Consider the following 18,423-nt stretch of genomic DNA (forward strand, 5'->3'; position numbering starts at 1 on the left):
CCTTCGATCTGTACAGATGCCCGCACCTATGTTGTCCGCCCCCGTCGATACCTCCCGATTAGTGATCCCCGATGCCGAGCAGGTTTGCGCCTGGCTGATGGAAAATGCCGGTCTTAAGACCGTTGATCTGGAACGTGCCCGGCGTCTGGCTCAGGAATCGGCTCAAGAATCTGAAGCCGCCGAGCTGCTGGGCCTGCTGACCCGATTGGGTCTGGTCTCCGAATTTGAATTGGCCCGTGCCTGGGCTGCTCTTCTGGGTGCGCCGCTGGTGCTGGCCGAGTCCGCGCCACCGTTGCTGGACCCGTTGCCTCCGTTGACCGAGCGCTTCATGCGTCACTACCAGATCGTGCCGCTGGGTTGGAGCGATGGTGGCTTGCGCGTGCTGGCAGCCAATCCGCACCTGCTGTATCCGTTTCAGGCCGTCGCGTACGCGTGCGATGTGCCGGTCTGGCTGTCGGTTGGCCCGCGCAACGAAGTCGAAACCCTCATCGAGCGTTATTACGGTCAAGGTCGCTCAGCCATGGGCACGCTGATCGAGAACCTCGACGAAGAGGGCGGCTCGCTGGAAGACATCGAACACCTGAAAGACATGGCGTCCGAGGCGCCGGTGATTCGTCTGGTCAACCTGATCCTGCAACGTGCCGTCGAACATCGCGCCTCCGACATCCACATCGAACCGTTTGAAAGCCAGCTCAAAGTCCGCTACCGCATCGACGGTGTCCTGCACGAGGCCGAAGCGCCGCCGTCCAGTTCATCGGCAGCCGTGATCTCCCGGGTGAAGATCATGGCCCGGCTTGATATTGCCGAGCGTCGTCTGCCTCAGGACGGGCGGATCATGCTGCGTATTCAAGGCAAAGAGCTCGACTTGCGGGTGTCCACGGTTCCCACCAGTTTTGGTGAGTCGGTGGTCATGCGTCTGCTGGATCGGCAGACCATCAATTTCGACTTCCCAAGCCTGGGCTTCGACGGCGAGCGCCTCGACGAATTTCTGGAAGTGCTGGAACGTCCTCACGGCATCCTGTTGGTGACCGGTCCGACCGGCTCCGGGAAAACCACCACGCTCTATACCGCGCTGTCCCGGCTCAACACCGCCGAACGCAAAATCATCACTGTTGAAGACCCGGTGGAGTACCAGCTCGAAGGCATCAACCAGATTCAGGTCAAGCCTGCTATCGGTCTGGACTTCGCCGGAGCACTGCGCTCCATCGTGCGTCAGGACCCGGACGTGATCATGATCGGTGAGATGCGTGACCTGGAAACCTGCCGCATCGCGATTCAGTCCTCGCTCACCGGTCACCTGGTGCTCTCGACCCTGCATACCAACAGCGCGGCGGCGAGTATCACCCGTCTGTTGGACATGGGCGTCGAGAGTTATCTGATTGCTTCCACCGTGAACGGCATCCTGGCCCAGCGTCTGGTGCGTCGTCTCGATCCTGCGACCCGCGAAGCGTTTGAAGCACCGCCTGAATTAATAGAAGAGCATGGACTTGATCGTTTTACTGACGAGCGTCCAATCATGCTGTACCGTCCACGCCCCGATGCGCCCGGTGGTGGCTATCGCGGCCGTAGTGCCATCACTGAATTGCTGGTGATGAACGAAGAATTGCGCAGCCTGTTGATGCGTCATGCCGATGCGTCGACGCTGGAGCAAGCGGCTCGTCGCGGTGGTTTGCGGACCCTGCATGAAGAAGGTCTGCGTCAGGCAGTGGCCGGTGTCACCTCTCTTGAGGAAGTCTTGCGGGTGACCCGTGGGGAAGGTAATTGAGCCTGTTTAAATTTCGCGCCCTGGACAGCCAGGGCGTTGCTCAAAATGGCACCCTGGATGCCAAGGATCAGGACGCGGCCGTTGCCGTGCTGCAAAAGCGCGGCCTGCTGGTCCTGCAGATTGACCCTGCGGGTATGGGCGGGCTGCGTAACGCTCTCGGCCGCGGCATGCTTAATGGGGCCGCGCTGGTGAGTTTTACCCAGCAACTGGCGACCTTGCTGGGTGCCGGTCAGCCTCTGGAGCGCTCGTTGGGGATTCTGCTCAAGCAGCCCGGCCAGCCGCAGACCCGGGCGTTGATCGAGCGCATTCGCGAACAGGTCAAGGCCGGTAAGCCGCTCTCGGCAGCGCTGGAAGAGGAGGGCGCGCAGTTTTCTTCTCTTTATATAAGCATGGTCCGCGCAGGCGAGGCAGGCGGTGCGCTGGAAAGCACGTTGCGCCAGCTCAGTGATTATCTGGAGCGCAGTCAGTTGCTGCGTGGCGAAGTGATCAACGCGCTGATCTACCCGGCGTTTCTGGTTGTGGGCGTGCTGGGTTCTCTGGCTTTGCTGCTGGCCTACGTGGTGCCGCAATTCGTGCCGATCTTCAAGGATCTGGGGGTGCCGATCCCGTTGATCACTGAAGTGATCCTTGGCCTGGGTGAGTTTTTAAGTGCTTACGGACTGGCGGTATTGGCCGGGTTGATCGCCTTGATCTGGCTGCTGATGGTGCGTCGCAAGGACCCGGCCCGACGTGAACGTCACGATCGTCGTCTGTTGGGTATTCGCGTCATCGGCCCTCTGCTGCAACGGATCGAAGCCGCTCGTCTGGCGCGAACATTGGGCACACTTCTCAATAATGGCGTTGCGTTGTTACAAGCGCTGGTCATTGCTCGTCAGGTCTGTACTAATCGCGCGCTGCAAGCGCAGGTCGCGCAAGCCGCAGAGTCGGTGAAAGGTGGCGGCACCCTGGCCAGTGCCTTTGGCGCCGAGCCGCTGTTGCCGGATTTGGCCTTGCAAATGATTGAGGTCGGCGAGCAGGCGGGTGAACTGGACACCATGTTGCTCAAGGTCGCGGATGTGTTCGACATCGAGGCCAAGCGCGGCATCGACCGGATGCTCGCGGCGCTGGTACCTGCTCTGACCGTGGTCATGGCCGGGATGGTGGCGGTGATCATGCTCGCGATCATGCTGCCGTTGATGAGCCTGACCAGCAATATCTGAATTTTCGAAAGAGGAAACGATTGTGATGAGTTTCAGCCGTAAACGCTTCAAACCGGGCCGCAGACAAACCGGCTTCACCTTGCTGGAAATGCTCGCAGTTATCGTACTGCTGGGTATCGTGGCGACCATTGTTGTGCGTCAGGTCGGCGGTAACGTCGACAAGGGCAAATACGGTGCGGGCAAGGCGCAGTTGGCCAGCCTGTCGATGAAGATCGAAAGTTATGCGCTGGACGTTGGTTCGCCGCCTAAAACCCTTCAGCAATTGGTGGAGAAATCCGGCAATGCTTCCGGCTGGGCTGGCCCATATGCCAAGCCATCGGACCTCAAAGACCCGTTTGGTCACGCGTTCGGCTATCGCTTCCCGGGTCAGCACGGCACGTTTGACTTGATCTTTTTCGGCCAGGACGGCCAGGCAGGCGGCGAAGGCTACAGCGCCGACCTGGGCAACTGGGAATAATCACCGATCATGAACAGTCGTGCTGCAAGCCGTGGTTTCACCCTGATGGAAATGCTGGTGGTCATCGTGTTGATGAGTATCGCCATTGGCCTCGTAGGGTTCGGTTTACAGCAGGGCCTGAGTGCGGCGAAAGAGCGCCAGACCGTCGGGCAAATGGTCAACGCTTTACGCGCAACACGGGTCAAGGCGATTGTCACCGGGCAACCGGCGCGGACGGTTTTTGATCTCCGGTCGAAAGCCTTCCAGGCCCCTGACCAGCGTATTCATCACTGGCCGCCGGAATTGCAGGTAACTTTGCAGACGGCTGCGGAGATGGGCTCGACTGTCGAGTTCTACCCGGACGGCGGTTCTACCGGTGGCAACCTGACTCTGGTTAATGGTGACCGGCGCTGGCGCATCGACATCGGCTGGCTGACAGGCAGCGTGCAATCCAAGGCGTTGCCATGAGCGGCGGCAGCCAAGGTGGTTTCACCTTGCTGGAAATGCTTGCAGCGCTGACCGTGATGGCGGTGTGCAGCAGCGTGTTGCTGGTGGCATTCGGGCAGAGCGCGCGGTCTTTGCAACAAGTGTCGCAGAGCGACCGCCTGACACATGCGGCGCGTACGATTCTGGATCAGGAGGCCGCCGGACCGCTGGAAAGCGGTACCCGGCAAGGTGTGCTGGCGGGCGATATAAGCTGGCAGCTGGATATACAGCAGATGCCGGGACGCAACGGTCAGGCACGAATGTTCCGGCTGGACCTCGACGTACGTGAACATCAGCGCCGGGCACAGTTCAGCACACTCAGGTTACGTGGCGCAGTCACCGGAGCCGGATCTTGAGACCGACCCAGCGTGGTTTCACGCTGCTGGAAATCATGTTGGTGCTGAGCCTGCTGGGTGTATTGCTCGTTCTGGTGGGCGGCGCGATGCTCGGTGCCAACCGGGCTGTGCTCAAGGCCCAGCGTTACACCACCAGTCTGGATGAGATGCGTGCGGCGCAGAATTTCCTGCGAGATTCCATTGGGCAGGCTTTACCGCTGGACAGTTCGGAAGACGACAGCGAAAGTAGCGGCTTTTTTGTCGGCTCAAGCCAGCGGTTGCAATTTGTTGCCACGTTGCCGGGGGAGCTGGGCGGCGGGATTCAGTTGCACACCCTTGAGGTAAAGGATCGGGAGTTGCAGGTCGCCTTCGCGCAGATTCTGAGCACCGCCGATGGCACGACTTCCAGACCGTGGGGCGACCCACAAGTGCTGGCGCGTAACGTTGAGTCGCTGAGTCTGAGTTACCGAGGGGTCACACCCAAAGGTGAGCCCACTGGCTGGATGGCCGACTGGCCCTGGCCAACGCGCTTGCCGCGAGCGGTGCGTATCGATGCGAAACTCAACGGTCCGGTGCCATGGCTGACTGAAGTGGTGGCGTTGCGGCTGGATCTGTCGGGTGGAGCGGGCGGCCAATGAGGACCGCATCCGACAACCAGCGCAATCAGCGCGGCGTCGCGCTGCTGCTGGTTTTATGGGCTCTGGCGCTGCTCAGTCTGTTGCTCGGCAGCCTGGCCAGTTGGGTGCAACTGGAAAGTCGCCAGGCATTGTGGGCCCGGCAGCACACTCAGGCGCATTTGGCAGCTGAGGCCGGTCTGGCCATGGCAGTAAAAGGTTTGAGTGACCCGCTGGAACGTAAACGCTGGGTCGCCGATGGCCGGGAAGTTGCATTGCGCTTTGATGATGCGCAACTGCGTATCAGGGTGCGCAGCGAGCGCGGCAAGCTGGATTTGAACAGTGCAGTGGCGGGTGATATTGCCCGTCTGGCCCAGGCTTGTGGTGCCGGGAAAGATCAGGCTGCGGCCATGGCCCAGGAGATTGAAAGCCGTCGCGGCTCGGGTTCGCCGCCGCTGCGGGTGATTGAAGAAGTCAGGCAATTACCGGGCATGACTCAGGCGCTATACCGCCAGATGCTGCCGGAAGTGACCTTGTGGAGCGGACTGGACCGGCCTGAACCGGCCTTTGCATCGCCGTTGCTGCGGCGCGCCTTGAACCTTCCAAACCAGAGCGCGGTGGGTAGCGATCCGGGTGAAGTATTGATGATCGAAAGTTACGCGCAACGCCCCGGCGGTTTTCATGCCGAGCTACAGACCACTGTTTTATTGAGCCCATCGGAGGGAAGCGCACAGCCTTATCGGGTCCTGCGTTGGCAAGAATGAATCGACTATTTTCAGCGCGGCAGATGACTTTGCCTGCGCCTTTACTGGCCCTTGCCGAACGTATCGCCCAACAGTGGCGCGGCAGCCTGCTGCAACGTGGCTGGCAATTGTGGCTGGTGGAACTGCGGGCCTGCATGCCCGAGAAACTGCAGCGGCTGTTGATTCACGACACGCCGGAGCATCTGCATGTCTGGCCATTGGTGGAGTCCTTGCCGGTTCTGCCTGCAAACGTACAACAGATTTTGTTGCTGCCGCCGTCAATGGTACTCGTGCAAACCCTGCAACTGCCTCTGGCGGCTGCCCGGGACTTGAACACCGTGGTCGGTTACGAGTTGGATCGATTTACGCCATACGATGCCTCGCAGCTATATTTTGTCGCTCGGCAGGACAAGCGTAGCGGGGCGTTTATTCAGGTCACACTGGTGGCGATTCTGCGTGAGCGGCTGGATGCGATTCTCAGTGAGTGCGCTACCCTCGGTTTGCAGCCGCACGCGGTGGATGTGGGCAGCGATCAGGCGTCTCGTCTTGGGGTTGACCTGCTGCCCGCTCCGTTGCGACCGCGACAGAAGCGCAACGGTCTGGGCCTGCAACGCAAACTCCTCTGGCTGTGCGGCGGCCTGTTGATCGTCGCCATGTTTCTCTGGCTCGACAGTCGCCAGCAATTGCTGGAAGAAATGCAAAGTACCGTCCAGGCGCAAAGAGCCCAGGTCGCGCAGATCCAGAAAATCCGCCAGCAACTGACCAATACCCGCGGCGCAGCCAGTTACCTGATCCAGCGCAAAGCCGCGCAGCCGACGTTTGCTTCGCTGCTCAACGAACTGACGGCTTGCCTGCCGCGCGACACCTGGATAGACCAACTGGAAATCAATGACAGCGCCGAAGTTTCGTTTTCCGGGCAAAGCGCCAAGGCTAGCGCCCTGATCGCTCGGGTGAAAGATTGCCACAGCCTGGACAACGCTCAATTCCAGGGTGTTATCCAGCCTGACCCACAAACCGGCAAGGATCGTTTCTCGCTGCGCGCCCATTTGCATCAGGAGGCCGCAAATGCGCCGACCACTGACCAGCCGTGAACGTCGCGGTGCAGCGCTGATCGTACTGGCGTTGGTGCTGTGCTTCGCCTATTGGCTGCTGATCGACAGTTGGTTCGCCGGGCCGCTGCGTGAAATCGATGCTCAGGCCGACCAGTTACGTGAACAGCAACAGCGCTACGCGGGCTTGCTCAGCCAGGGCAACACGCTGAAAAAACAACTGGAACAGGCCCGCAACGACCCTGCCAGTAGTACCAGCCTGTTGCCCGGCGATGATCCCAGCGCCGTGGCTGCCGATTTGATGCAGCGCATCGCGGACTTGATCAATACTCAAGCAACCACCGGTGGCGGCTGTGCCTTGACCCAGCGCATGCCGATCACGCCGGAACAGGACAGCGCCGAGCCATATCGCCAGGTCAAAGTCAGCCTGACGCTGGAATGCGCCATCGAGCCCTTGACCGCAATTCTCCATGAGCTGGAATACCAGCGACCGTTTCTGTTCGTCGATGAAATGAGCGTGCGCCGTGGCGCTGATGCGCCGAGCAAAGGCGGGGCTGGCAAGCTGGTCGCGCATCTGCTGGTCCGTGGTTATCTGCAACCGGCAGGCGTTGAAGTTGAAGAGGCGTCCGAAGCTCAAGAAGCGCCTGAAACCGAGGAGGATGCCCAATGATCGGTTCATTGCGCTCCACCGAATGGGGCTTGCTCGGTCTGGCGGCCGTTCTCGGTCTGGTCATTACCGCAATTGTCAGCGGTGCTGCCAACTCACCGGACTGGTTGCCGGCACAAGCTCCGCGCTCGCAAAATGACAACGCCGGAAAAGCCCTTGTCGCCCCGAGTGCCACGCTGCAAAGCCTTGCGCCAACCTGGCAAGCCCCGCTGTTCAGTACCGACCGCACGCCGGATCGCTCGGTTGGAAAAGCTCAAGCGTCCAGTCTCGCGGGACTGACGTTGACCGGTATCATGATCGACGGCGAACTGCGGGTTGCCTTGATCAAGCGTACTGACGGACCACCGCTGAAAGTACACCAGGGCGAGTCACTGCCCAATGGCTGGAAGCTGGAAAAGCTGACCCCTATGCAAGCCGATTTTTCTTCCGACGGCCGCACCCAAAGCCTGGCGCTACGTGCGCTGCGTTTGCCGCCGCCGTCCAAAACACCACCGATTTCTCTTCCTCGCGAGTCCACCCAGTAAATGGCTACTTCTTCAGGCGTTCGTCAATTCCCTCGCTTGCGCACTCCCATGTTGTGCCTGGCCACAGCTGTCGCCCTCGGCGGCTGTGCCTCCACGCCCAACAACTACGATCAAGACAGCGACATGTTGCGCGAGGCCCTGAACGGCACCGGCTCGCAACGTCCGCCGGTTGATCCGCGCAGTGAGCAGGTTCCGCAGGAAGCGTCGCAGCCTCAACCCGCCACAGCGCCTACCCGGCAGTTGATCCGTGGCAACCAGCAATTCGTGCGCAAGCCGACGGCCGCTTCATCATCTTCAGCACCTGCCGGTCGTGATTCCGAAGTCGGTGATATCGTCTTCAACTTCACCAATCAGCCCATTGAAGCCGTGATCAACAGCATCATGGGCGACCTGCTGCACGAGAACTACAGCATTGCCCAGGGCGTTAAAGGTGATGTGAGCTTTTCGACCTCCAAGCCAGTCAACAAGCGGCAAGCGCTGTCGATCCTCGAGACGCTGCTCTCCTGGACTGACAACGCGATGATCAAGCAGGGCGATCGCTACGTGATCCTGCCTGCCAATCAGGCCGTGGCGGGCAAGCTGGTGCCTGAGATGACCGTCTCCCAGCCAGCGGCGGGTATGTCCGCACGTCTGTTCCCGCTGCGCTATATCTCCGCTACCGAGATGCAGAAACTGCTCAAGCCGTTCGCCCGTGAAAACGCGTTCCTGCTGGTTGATCCGGCACGCAACGTATTGAGCATGTCGGGTACGCCGGATGAACTGGCCAATTACCAGGACACCATCGACACCTTCGACGTTGACTGGCTCAAGGGCATGTCGGTAGGCGTGTTTGGCTTGCAGCGCGCCTCGGTCGGCGAACTGATGCCGGAACTGCAAAAGATGTTCGGCCCCGACAGCGGTATGCCGTTGGCGGGCATGGTGCGTTTCCTGCCTATCGAGCGGACCAACTCCGTGGTGGCGATTTCTTCGCAGCCGGAGTACCTGCGTGAAGTCGGCGACTGGATTCGGACCATCGACGAAGGCGGCGGCAACGAGCCGCAAATGTACGTCTACGACGTGCGCAATATGAAAGCCACCGACCTTGCCAAATACCTGCGCCAGATCTACGGTAACGGCGCGATCAAGGACGATTCGGCGGCCAAGGTTGCGCCAGGACTCAGGACCCGTAGCCTGTCGTCGCTAAGCTCCGGCGGCACCTCCAATGGCATGAACAACAGCACCGGCGGTTTCGGTGGTGTGGGCGGCATGGGCGGCACCAGCAGCGGCATGGGGATGGGCAACAACCAGAACCAGGGCATGGGCAGCGGCGACGAAGAGCAAGACAGCGAAAGCAGCGAAGAAAACCTCGACAGCGAATCCGACACCAGCGCGGAGCAGGGCGGCGGCACCGGCAACACGCCCAAGGGCATCGATGCCAGCACCCGTATCACTGCACAGAAGAGCAGCAACCAGTTGCTGGTTCGTACCCGCCCGGCGCAGTGGAAGGAGATCGAAGCGGCCATCAAGCGCCTCGATAACGCGCCGCTGCAAGTGCAGATCGAAACGCGGATTCTCGAAGTCAATCTGACTGGCGACCTCGACCTTGGCGTGCAGTGGTATCTGGGGCGTCTGGCGGGTAACTCTGGCACCACTAACATCGCCAATGCCGCTGGCAGTCAGGGCGCATTGGGCGGCGGCGGAGTGACAGTGGGTGATTCCTCGCTGTTCTACTCGTTCGTCAGCAGCAACCTGCAGGTCGCACTGCGTGCGCTGGAAACCAACGGCCGCACCCAGGTGCTGTCCGCGCCGTCTCTGGTGGTGATGAACAACCAGCAGGCGCAGATCCAGGTCGGCGATAACATTCCGATCAGCCAGACCACGGTCAACACCACCAACTCCGATACCACCCTGAGCAGCGTCGAATACGTGCAGACTGGTGTGATTCTGGATGTGGTGCCACGGATCAATCCGGGCGGCCTGGTGTACATGGACATCCAGCAGCAGGTCAGTAATGCGGACACGTCTACTATCACCGATACGCAGGCCAATCCGAGCATTTCCACCCGTTCGGTCTCGACTCAGGTTGCCGTACAAAGCGGCCAGACGGTGCTGCTTGGCGGTCTGATCAATCAGAACAATTCCGAGACCACCAGCTCGATACCGTATCTGGGCAATATTCCCGGTCTGCGCTGGTTGTTTGGCACAACCAGCAAATCCAAGGCGCGCACCGAGCTGATCGTGCTGATCACGCCCCGTGTGATCACCAGCAGCAGCCAGTCCCGTCAGGTGACGGATGATTATCGTCAGCAAATGCAGTTGCTGCGTCCGGAAAGGGTCAGCCACACCGGCATCGACGACTGATCCTTACCCCCACTCAGCGCTGTCCTGAAGACAGGCAGCGCTCATCCGAGGTCTTGATTAATGTTGAAAGTGTTCGCCTTCATGTTGTTCGCCATGTGCGGGCTGGCTCAGGCCGCGCAGCCATTGTTGCGCGATCTGCCATTGGCTTATGTGGAGCAGGCCAGCACTGAAGTAAAAGACAAGCCGCTGGTTATCTTTTTACATGGCTACGGTGGCGATGAAACCAATCTGCTCAGCTTCACCTCGCTGATGCCGAGTGACTACAACTACCTGTCGGTGCGCGCGCCGATGAATGCACGGGAGGAGGGCTATCAGTGGTTCACCCCGAAGCAGGATTCTGCCTATTACGACGGCGTAACGTCGGACCTTCAAAGCAGCGGGAAATTGCTGAAGCAGTTCATCGAACAGGCGACGCGCAAATACCAGACCCAGCCGTCAAAGGTCTTTCTGGTGGGCTTCAGCCAGGGCGCGATGATGAGCTACGAAGTGGCTCTGCGTGATCCCGATCTGGTGGGAGGCTTTGCAGCGTTGAGTGGCCATATGCTGCCGGTGCTCAAGGCCGAGCTGAAGCCTGAGCCGACGCGGCAGAAGCTCGCAGTCTTCATCGGCCACGGCACAGCTGACACACTGATCCCGGTGCAAGGCGCGAGCGACGCCGAGGCGTACCTGAAAGCGTTGGGGCTAAAGCCGCAGTACCACGCCTATACAGGATTGCCTCATGGTGTGAATGAGACTGAGGTCAAGGATTTGGCGGGTTGGCTGGAGAGGGTTATTAACGCTCGTTAACGGGTTGATTGCACCGTATGTCGCTGGCACAGCGTCTGGGCTCCAGGTAGGAGGCAACTTGTTGGCGAGAGGACTTGATGCGGTGATTCAGGTCTGCCGCCTCGCGAACAAGTTCGCTCCTACCGCGTGGCACGAGGTGTCAGGTAGGAGGCAAACTGTTGGCGAGAGGGCTTGATGCGGTCATTCAGCTCTGCCGCTTCGCGAACAAGTTCGCTCCTCCGCGTGGCGCGAGGTGTCAGGTAGGAGGCAACTTGTTGGCGAGAGGGCTTAATGCGGTGATTCAGCTCTGCCGCTTCGCGAACAAGTTCGCTCCTACCGGTTAGGGCTAAGTCAGGTAGGAGGCAACTTGTTGGCGAGGGGGCTTGATGCGGTGATTCAGGTCTGCCGCCTCGCGAACAAGTTCGCTCCTACCGGTTCGGGCTGAGTCAGGTAGGAGGCAACTTGTTGGCGAGGGGGCTTGATGCGGTCATTCAGCTCTGCCGCCTCGCGAACAAGTTCGCTCCTACCGGTTAGGGCTAAGTCAGGTAGGAGGCAACTTGTTGGCGAGAGGGCTTGATGCGGTGATTCAGGTCTGCGCTTCGCGAATGAGTTCGCTCCTACCGCGTGGCGCGAGGTGTCAGGTAGGAGGCAACTTGTTGGCGAGAGGGCTCGATGCGGTAATTCAGGTCTGTCGCTTCGCGAACGAGTTCGCCCCTACAGGCACTCCTAAAGGAAGATATCCAGCCGCTTCAACCGCGACGCCAATGTCGTCGGTTTCAAACCCAGCAACTCTGCTGCACCTCCTTTGCCGAACAACTTGCCATTACAGGCCTTGAGTGCCGCCTGCATGTTGCTTCGTTCCAGTTCTCTCACTTGAGCGTCGGTCATGATGCTCTTGGCGGAAAGCAGAGCAGGGGCGGCTTCGATTTTGTTGGGCTCATCCGGCAAGTCCATATTCAAATCCGCGCCGTGGGAGGTAATGAGTGCGCGTTCGATGACGTTCTGCAACTCACGAATATTACCCGGCCATGAATAGCGCTGCAGGCGTTCGATATCGCTGTTGCGCAAGCGTCGGCCTGGCATGTTCAGGCGTTTGGCGGTCTGCTTGAGGAAGTGCGCAGCCAGCGGCGCAATGTCCATCGGCCGCTCGCGCAGGGCGGGGGACTGGATCGGAAAAACGTTCAGACGGAAATACAAATCCTCGCGGAAATGCTTGGCGGTCACCTCCTGACGCAAATCGCGATTGGTGGCCGCGATGATCCGTACGTCGACCTTACGGGTGCGTTCCTCACCCACGCGTTCGAACTGACCTTCCTGTAAAACCCGCAACAGCTTGCTCTGCAACTCCAGTGGAATCTCGCCGATTTCATCAAGGAACAGCGTGCCGCCATCCGCCAGTTCAAAACGTCCGACGCGGTCACGAATGGCCCCGGTAAACGCGCCGCGAATATGGCCGAAGAATTCGCTTTCAAATAACTCGGTGGGAATCGCCGCGCAGTTGACCCTGATCAACGGGTTGGCGCTGCGTCGACTGGCTTGATGGATCGCCCGGGCAATCAATTCTTTACCGGTGCCGGACTCGCCATTGATCAACACGCTGGCGTCGGTCGGCGCCACGACGTCGATCTGTTTGATGATTTTCAGGATCGGCTCGCTCTGGCCGACGATTTCCCGAAAGTTGTGTTCGATGTGAATTTCTTCCTGCAGATACGCGTTTTGCTCTTCAAGGCGCTGCTTGAGCACCTTGAGTTCTTCGAGCGCGTTGTGCAGCTGGTTCTCCGTGGTCCGCCGCTCGGTGATGTCGCGGAATACCACCACCGCACCGGCAATTCGACCATCGGCAATCACCGGCGTGCTGGTGAACTCAACCGGGAACGAGCTGCCATCCCGACGCCAGAAGACTTCCTGCCGACCCTCATGAACCACACCATCGCGTACCGCTTTATAAATCGGACAGTCTTCCACCGGGTAATGGCTGCCGTCGGCGTGGGTGTGATGGTGGATGCGGTGGATGTTCTTGCCGATCATGTCGGCCGGTTCCCAGCCCAGCATGCGTGCGCCTGCCGGGTTGACGAACGTGGCCAGGCCATCGGTGTTGATACTGTAAATGCCGTCTCCAACGGCGCTGAGCAGCAACTGGTTATCGCGCTCGGTTTCTTGGAACAGGTTGAGAATATTGCGCCATTCCAGCAGGCCGCCACGCATGGTGCGCTCGGTATGGGCCTGATCACGCTGATACTTTTCATGACTGGCTTCACGCATCACCAGAATCAGTTGCGGGTTGCCTTTGACCTGCAGGATGGTCGCCGACAACTCCAGCTCGATGCGCTCGCCGGTCTTGCAATTGCAGCTCAGGTCTTCAGTCCAGCCACGGCCTTTATTCATCACCGCTTGAGTAAAGACGATCAGGTCGGCCAGTTGATGACCGAACAACTTGCTGACCGGCAGTTCCAGCAGTTCCTGACGTGGATAGCCGAGCAACTTGCAGGTCGCTACATTCAGGTCGCCGAAGCGATCTGCCACAGGGTCGAGCAGGGCGATGGCCTCGGCGCAGTGCTCGAACACCATGTGCCGCGAGGAATAGGCCAGGTCGGCCCAGCCGGTCAGTGAATCTGGCTCGCTCATTACGAAATCTCGTGATTCAGCGCTACGAAGATTCGTATTTCTACGGGAATGCGTGATCCGGCGATAGGCTCAGATAGATCCGTAAAAACCGGATCAGATTTAAATAGGCTAATTAATCAGTGACTTAGCCCACATACGCATAGCAATTTTATTTTTGGCACGGCGTTCGCTCTCTCCCTTGTGTCACCCCGGCGGTTGCAAGCCGCTGATAAAAACATGACTTACTGGAGAACGACGATATGCCAAGCGTGGACATTGCTCACTATCAAGACGGCGACTTCCTGGTCAATTACGAAGAAAAAGTCTTCGAGGACGTCAAAGCCGAACCCGGCGAAAAAGCCCTGCTCACGTTTCACACCATCGCTTTCGAAGGTTCTATCGGGTTGGTCAACATGCTCCAGGCCAAGCGTCTGCTGCGCAAAGGCTTCGAGACCAAAATCCTGTTGTACGGGCCAGGCGTGCAACTGGGTGTGCAGCGCGGCTTCCCGACCTTGGGCGCAGAAGCCTTCCCAGGCCATTTGGCAGTGAACAACCAGATCAAGGCGTTCATGGCGGAAGGCGGCGAAGTCTACGCCTGCCGTTTCGCCTTGCAGGCTCTGTACGGCCAGACCGAAAAAGCCCTGATCGAAGGTATCCGTCCCATCAATCCGCTGGACGTCATGGACCTGCGCCTGCTGATGCGCCGCGAGGGCGCGATGATTATCGATACCTGGACCGCGTAACAGAACAAGCGGTGCCTGCATGGAATGCATTCTTTGTGGGAGCGGTGCTTGCCCGCGATACATGAGACGCGGCTAGAAGACACACCGCGTTATCGTTTATCGCGGGCAAGCCTCGCTCCCACATTGAAGTCTCGTTTCAATCAGATTTTTGTGTGTTGTTGATGAAAGCCTCCCAAATTTTCAGGACCTCCACCATGACCACCATCCGCGCCGCCGCCGTTCAGTTCAGCCCGGTGCTGTATTCCCGGGAAGCCACTGTCGCCAAGCTCTGCACGACCTTGCTGACGCTGGGGCGCGAGGGCGTGCAGTTCGCGGTTTTTCCGGAAACCGTGGTGCCGTATTACCCCTATTTCTCCTTTGTCCAGCCGCCGTTCGCCATGGGCAAGGAACACCTGAAACTCCTTGAGCAATCCGTCACGGTGCCTTCCGACGTGACCCGACAGATCGGTGAGGCTTGTCGTGAGGCAGGGATCGTCGCGTCTATCGGCGTCAATGAGCGCGATGGCGGCACGCTCTACAACGCGCAGTTGTTATTCGATGCCGACGGCACGCTGATTCAGCACCGGCGCAAAATCACACCGACGTACCACGAGCGCATGGTCTGGGGGCAGGGCGATGGGTCGGGATTGCGCGCCGTGGACAGCGCCGTCGGACGCATTGGCTCGCTGGCCTGCTGGGAGCATTACAACCCGCTGGCCCGCTATGCGTTGATGGCCGATGGCGAGCAGATTCATGTGGCGATGTTTCCCGGCTCGTTGGTCGGGGACATTTTTGCCGAACAGATTGAAGTCACCATTCGCCATCACGCCCTTGAATCAGGTTGCTTCGTGGTCAACGCCACAGCCTGGCTGGACGCCGATCAGCAAGGGCAGATCATGCAGGACACCGGCTGCGGTCCGGGGCCGATTTCCGGCGGGTGCTTCACGGCTATTGTCTCGCCGGAAGGCAAATTGCTCGGCGAGCCGCTGCGTTCGGAGGAAGGCTGGGTGATTGCCGATCTGGATCTGGCGCTGATCGACAAGCGTAAACGCATGATGGATTCGGTGGGGCACTACAGCCGCCCGGAACTGCTTAGCCTGCTGATTGACCGCACGCCCACCGCTCATGTGCACGAACGCGCAGCGCAGTTGAAAACCGAGGAGCTTGCCCATGCAGACCAATGAATTGCTGGCCGAGCTGCAATGTCACGGGGTGCGCTGGCCCGCTGCGCAGAACGGTTTGTCGCGGCAGGGCGGAGCAGGGCCGTCGGACCACAAGGCGCTGAGTTTCGGCAGCCGGACCATGATGGTGCCGATCCTCAATCAGGCCTCTCAGGATTCTCCGTATCAGGCGCAACCCAGTGAAGATGGCAGCCAGGCGCTGATCTTTCGACAGGGTTTGCAGGTCGGCGAAGTGAAAATGCCCGGCGTGCCGAAGTTTTACGGGTTGAGCACCGATGACGGCATTCCATACTGGAAAATCGCCACTTTGCACAGCAGCGATGTGCTCGCAACGACCGTTCTGCAGCATTGCATTCGTTTCAATGATCGCGGCACTTCTTGTCAGTTCTGCGCCATCGGCCAATCCCTGGCAGCGGGTAAAACCATTGCCCGCAAACGTCCGCAACAACTGGCGGAGGTTGCGAAAGCGGCGGTTGAACTGGACGGCGTCAAACACATGGTGATGACCACCGGTACGCCACAAACGCCTGATCGCGGCGCTGCCATTCTGTGTGAGTCCGCAGCCGCGGTGACGGCCGCAGTTGATCTGCCGATTCAGGCGCAATGCGAGCCGCCGGACGACGATGCGTGGTTCACCCGTTTGCGCGACAGCGGTGTGGTGTCACTGGGTATGCACCTGGAAGCGGTCACGGACGAGGTTCGTCAACGGATCATGCCGGGCAAGGCCGAAGTGCCCCTGACCCGCTATTTCGAGGCGTTCAGCGCAGCGGTCGACGTGTTCGGTCGTGGTCAGGTCAGTACATACATCCTTGCCGGACTGGGCGACAGCGAATCGGCGATCACCGAGATGAGCGAGCGCTTGTGCGAGTTGGGGGTGTATCCCTTCGTTGTGCCTTTTGTACCCATCGACGGCACGCCACTGGCCCGTCATCCCAAACCCGACAGCGCCATGATGGCCCGCTTGTACCCGCAGATCGGCGCCAGCCTGCGTCGTCACGGTTTGCATTCCGAACAGATCAACGCCGGTTGCGCCAAGTGCGGCGCGTGCTCGGCACTGAAGAACTACGAGTAAGCCGGTTTACCCAGGGAGAAGCGCTCATGTCCAGCCTTGCCTTTGCTCTTGTCGACAGCACGTTCGAGCCTTTTCGTGCCGGTGAGCTGTTGGTTAAACCAGCCACGGAACATTGGGAGAAACAGGCGTATTACGCACTGCGCCGTGCGGTGTTCTCCGATGAGCAACAACTGTTGGCGCAAGACAAGGACGGTCACGACTTTCAGGCGATTGCGATTGTCGCGTTGGCCGGCAGTTGCGGCATGGCCGATCAGGTGGTCGGCGCGGTACGGATTTACCAGCCCGAACCTGGCGTGTGGTTTGGCGGACGTTTGTGCGTTGCGCCGGCCTATCGACGCCACAGCATGATAGGCAAGGCCCTGGTCAATGAAGCGGTGTCGCGGGCCAAGGAGCTGGGCTGCGAAATCTTTCACGCCACCGTACAAACGGCTAACGAGCTGTATTTCCAGACGCTGCACTGGGAGACCCTGAATCATCTTGAGTTGCTCGGGCAACCTCATTGCCTCATGCAGGCCGATCTGACGCGCTACCCCTTCATGCCGCGTCAGGTATCTCTGCGCACGTTGAAGGCTGCTCGCCATGCATGAGATCGACGATCTGCCAGCGCTGCTCGAACTGTTGCGCACCACCCCGGCGATGCTCTCCAAAAAGGCGATTCAGCAGCCCGCAGCGGTCATCGGCAACGCGGACAAGGTATTGAGCCGTGCCGAGATGTACGCCTTGCCCGGTGACGACACGGCAGCCATTGCCTGCGGCGAGCATTATCAGCTGTTGGCGATTGAAGGTATGTTGCCCGGATTCGTCAGCGCCGCACCTTGGTTCGCGGGCTGGTCGGCAGTAATGGCTAACGTCAGCGATATCACCGCCATGGGCGGTCGGGCTACCGCAGTGGTCAATGCGTATTGGCACCATGATCAGGACGCCGCGCAGCAGGTGTTGGCCGGGATTCGCGCCGCGTGTGAAGCCTACGGTTTGGTGCTCGCGGGCGGGCATACCAGCCTGGCCAACGGCAACCCGACGGCGTTGGCTGTGGCGATTACCGGGATCGCCAGCAAATTGCTGTCCAGCCTGCATGTCGCGCCGGGGCAGGTGATTGCCATGGCGGTTGACCTCGAAGGCCAGTGGCACGCGGACACAGCCTATTGGAAGGCCTTCGAGGGTGTCCCGGCCTCACGGCTGCGCAGCAAGCTTGACGTGCTACCGCGGCTGGCCGAAGCGCAGTTGCTGCATGCCGCCAAGGACATCAGCAACGCCGGGGTATTGGGCAGCCTGCTGATGCTGTTGGAGGCCACCGGTTGTGGCGGGCATGTGGATTTGAATGCGCTGCCATGCCCGCCGGATGCTGATCCACAGCGCTGGCTGCAAGTCTTCCCCAGCTACGGCTTCCTCATGACTCTGAATGAAAAGGACTGGCCCAGTGTGCAGGCTGCCTTTGCGTTTGAAGGGCTGTGCTGCGAACGCATCGGTCAGGTCAACGCCAGCGCTGAGCTGACTGTGCAGACGGGTTTGCAACACGCGTCATTCTGGAATCTCGCCGAGCAGGCCTTTACCGGCTTCAGTTACGCCCACCTTGATCTGTCCTCATTGAATACCCAACAGGAGCACTGACATGCCCGCTGTCAATTTCACCATTCGCTGGCCCAACGGCAAAGAAGCCTCCGGCTATTCACCTTCGACGGTGATTTACGACCACTTGCAGGAAGGCGCCAGTTATCCGCTGGCGGACTTTCTTCAGCGTATCGAAGGCGGCCTTAACAACGCCTCGGAGCGGGTCAAACAGGTCAAAGGCTTCTACTGCAGCTCGGCGATGGACACCCTCAACTCCCTGAAGGGCCAGGCCATGCGTCAGGAAGAGGGCGCGGTGCAGGTGATCAGTATGCGCACTGAAGGCGGCGGGCGGGTGCCTGGCTCGGGATGGAGT

Annotated in this window: 19 protein-coding genes; 18 read left to right on the forward strand and 1 reads right to left on the reverse strand. The window is 59.8% G+C overall.

The genetic code is table 11. The features are described 5' to 3' along the window. The first annotated feature begins 28 nt into the window (after positions 1 to 28). From gspE to H8S59_RS06465, 12 genes are read left to right on the forward strand one after another with little or no spacing between them, the layout of a single operon-like run. Positions 29 to 1,765, forward strand: coding sequence for a type II secretion system ATPase GspE (gene gspE / locus H8S59_RS06410; protein ID WP_176469923.1), 1,737 nt, complete (start codon positions 29 to 31; stop codon positions 1,763 to 1,765). Further along, on the forward strand, positions 1,762 to 2,964 hold the full coding sequence (gspF, locus tag H8S59_RS06415; protein ID WP_187520860.1) for a type II secretion system inner membrane protein GspF: 1,203 nt from the start codon (positions 1,762 to 1,764) through the stop codon (positions 2,962 to 2,964). The genes gspE and gspF overlap by 4 nt, the downstream gene beginning before the upstream one ends. 25 nt (positions 2,965 to 2,989) lie before the next feature. Further along, positions 2,990 to 3,421, forward strand: coding sequence for a type II secretion system major pseudopilin GspG (gene gspG / locus H8S59_RS06420; protein ID WP_095098755.1), 432 nt, complete (start codon positions 2,990 to 2,992; stop codon positions 3,419 to 3,421). 9 nt (positions 3,422 to 3,430) lie between these two features. Then, positions 3,431 to 3,868: a GspH/FimT family pseudopilin gene (locus H8S59_RS06425; protein WP_080238180.1), complete on the forward strand. Its 438-nt coding sequence runs from the start codon at positions 3,431 to 3,433 to the stop codon at positions 3,866 to 3,868. Next, entirely contained in the window at positions 3,865 to 4,242 is a 378-nt protein-coding gene (locus H8S59_RS06430; RefSeq protein ID WP_095098758.1) for a type II secretion system protein, read from the forward strand. Before H8S59_RS06425 ends, H8S59_RS06430 begins: the two co-directional genes overlap by 4 nt. Next, entirely contained in the window at positions 4,239 to 4,859 is a 621-nt protein-coding gene (locus H8S59_RS06435) for a prepilin-type N-terminal cleavage/methylation domain-containing protein (RefSeq protein WP_187520861.1), read from the forward strand. Before H8S59_RS06430 ends, H8S59_RS06435 begins: the two co-directional genes overlap by 4 nt. After that, positions 4,856 to 5,599: a type II secretion system protein GspK gene (locus H8S59_RS06440; protein WP_187520862.1), complete on the forward strand. Its 744-nt coding sequence runs from the start codon at positions 4,856 to 4,858 to the stop codon at positions 5,597 to 5,599. The genes H8S59_RS06435 and H8S59_RS06440 overlap by 4 nt, the downstream gene beginning before the upstream one ends. Then, complete coding sequence (locus H8S59_RS06445; protein ID WP_187520863.1) at positions 5,596 to 6,669, forward strand: PilN domain-containing protein; 1,074 nt, start codon at positions 5,596 to 5,598, stop codon at positions 6,667 to 6,669. Before H8S59_RS06440 ends, H8S59_RS06445 begins: the two co-directional genes overlap by 4 nt. Next, positions 6,644 to 7,297 carry a type II secretion system protein GspM gene (gene gspM / locus H8S59_RS06450; protein WP_187520864.1) on the forward strand — a complete coding sequence of 218 codons (654 nt, stop codon included), beginning with the start codon at positions 6,644 to 6,646 and terminating at the stop codon, positions 7,295 to 7,297. Before H8S59_RS06445 ends, gspM begins: the two co-directional genes overlap by 26 nt. Then, complete coding sequence (locus H8S59_RS06455; protein ID WP_095098769.1) at positions 7,294 to 7,818, forward strand: general secretion pathway protein GspN; 525 nt, start codon at positions 7,294 to 7,296, stop codon at positions 7,816 to 7,818. Before gspM ends, H8S59_RS06455 begins: the two co-directional genes overlap by 4 nt. Further along, complete coding sequence (gspD, locus tag H8S59_RS06460) at positions 7,819 to 10,158, forward strand: type II secretion system secretin GspD (RefSeq protein ID WP_187520865.1); 2,340 nt, start codon at positions 7,819 to 7,821, stop codon at positions 10,156 to 10,158. It begins immediately after the preceding gene. 60 nt (positions 10,159 to 10,218) lie between these two features. Next, positions 10,219 to 10,944, forward strand: coding sequence for an alpha/beta hydrolase (locus H8S59_RS06465; RefSeq protein WP_187520866.1), 726 nt, complete (start codon positions 10,219 to 10,221; stop codon positions 10,942 to 10,944). A 705-nt stretch (positions 10,945 to 11,649) separates the two neighbouring features. Here H8S59_RS06465 and H8S59_RS06470 read toward each other — a convergent pair. Next, positions 11,650 to 13,548: a sigma 54-interacting transcriptional regulator gene (locus H8S59_RS06470; RefSeq protein WP_187520867.1), complete on the reverse strand. Its 1,899-nt coding sequence runs from the start codon at positions 13,546 to 13,548 to the stop codon at positions 11,650 to 11,652. A 239-nt stretch (positions 13,549 to 13,787) separates the two neighbouring features. Here H8S59_RS06470 and H8S59_RS06475 point away from each other — a divergent pair, with 239 nt between their 5' ends. The 6 genes from H8S59_RS06475 to H8S59_RS06500 form a co-directional block, all read left to right on the forward strand. Continuing rightward, positions 13,788 to 14,270 (forward strand): MSMEG_0572/Sll0783 family nitrogen starvation response protein, encoded by a 483-nt coding sequence (locus H8S59_RS06475; RefSeq protein ID WP_087263801.1) that lies wholly within the window; start codon positions 13,788 to 13,790, stop codon positions 14,268 to 14,270. Positions 14,271 to 14,464: 194 nt separating this feature from the next. Further along, positions 14,465 to 15,433 (forward strand): Nit6803 family nitrilase, encoded by a 969-nt coding sequence (locus H8S59_RS06480; protein ID WP_187520868.1) that lies wholly within the window; start codon positions 14,465 to 14,467, stop codon positions 15,431 to 15,433. Beyond that, complete coding sequence (locus H8S59_RS06485) at positions 15,420 to 16,502, forward strand: MSMEG_0568 family radical SAM protein (protein WP_187520869.1); 1,083 nt, start codon at positions 15,420 to 15,422, stop codon at positions 16,500 to 16,502. The genes H8S59_RS06480 and H8S59_RS06485 overlap by 14 nt, the downstream gene beginning before the upstream one ends. Before the next feature lie 26 nt (positions 16,503 to 16,528). Continuing rightward, positions 16,529 to 17,089, forward strand: coding sequence for an MSMEG_0567/Sll0786 family nitrogen starvation N-acetyltransferase (locus tag H8S59_RS06490; protein ID WP_095098783.1), 561 nt, complete (start codon positions 16,529 to 16,531; stop codon positions 17,087 to 17,089). Beyond that, positions 17,082 to 18,110 carry a sll0787 family AIR synthase-like protein gene (locus H8S59_RS06495; protein WP_187520870.1) on the forward strand — a complete coding sequence of 343 codons (1,029 nt, stop codon included), beginning with the start codon at positions 17,082 to 17,084 and terminating at the stop codon, positions 18,108 to 18,110. The genes H8S59_RS06490 and H8S59_RS06495 overlap by 8 nt, the downstream gene beginning before the upstream one ends. A 1-nt stretch (position 18,111) precedes the next feature. Further along, positions 18,112 to 18,423, forward strand: a 312-nt coding sequence (locus tag H8S59_RS06500) for an MSMEG_0570 family nitrogen starvation response protein (protein WP_187520871.1), incomplete at its 3' end; no start/stop codon positions are given.

It is taken from the genome of Pseudomonas folii (assembly GCF_014357575.1).
Lineage (GTDB): Bacteria > Pseudomonadota > Gammaproteobacteria > Pseudomonadales > Pseudomonadaceae > Aquipseudomonas > Aquipseudomonas folii.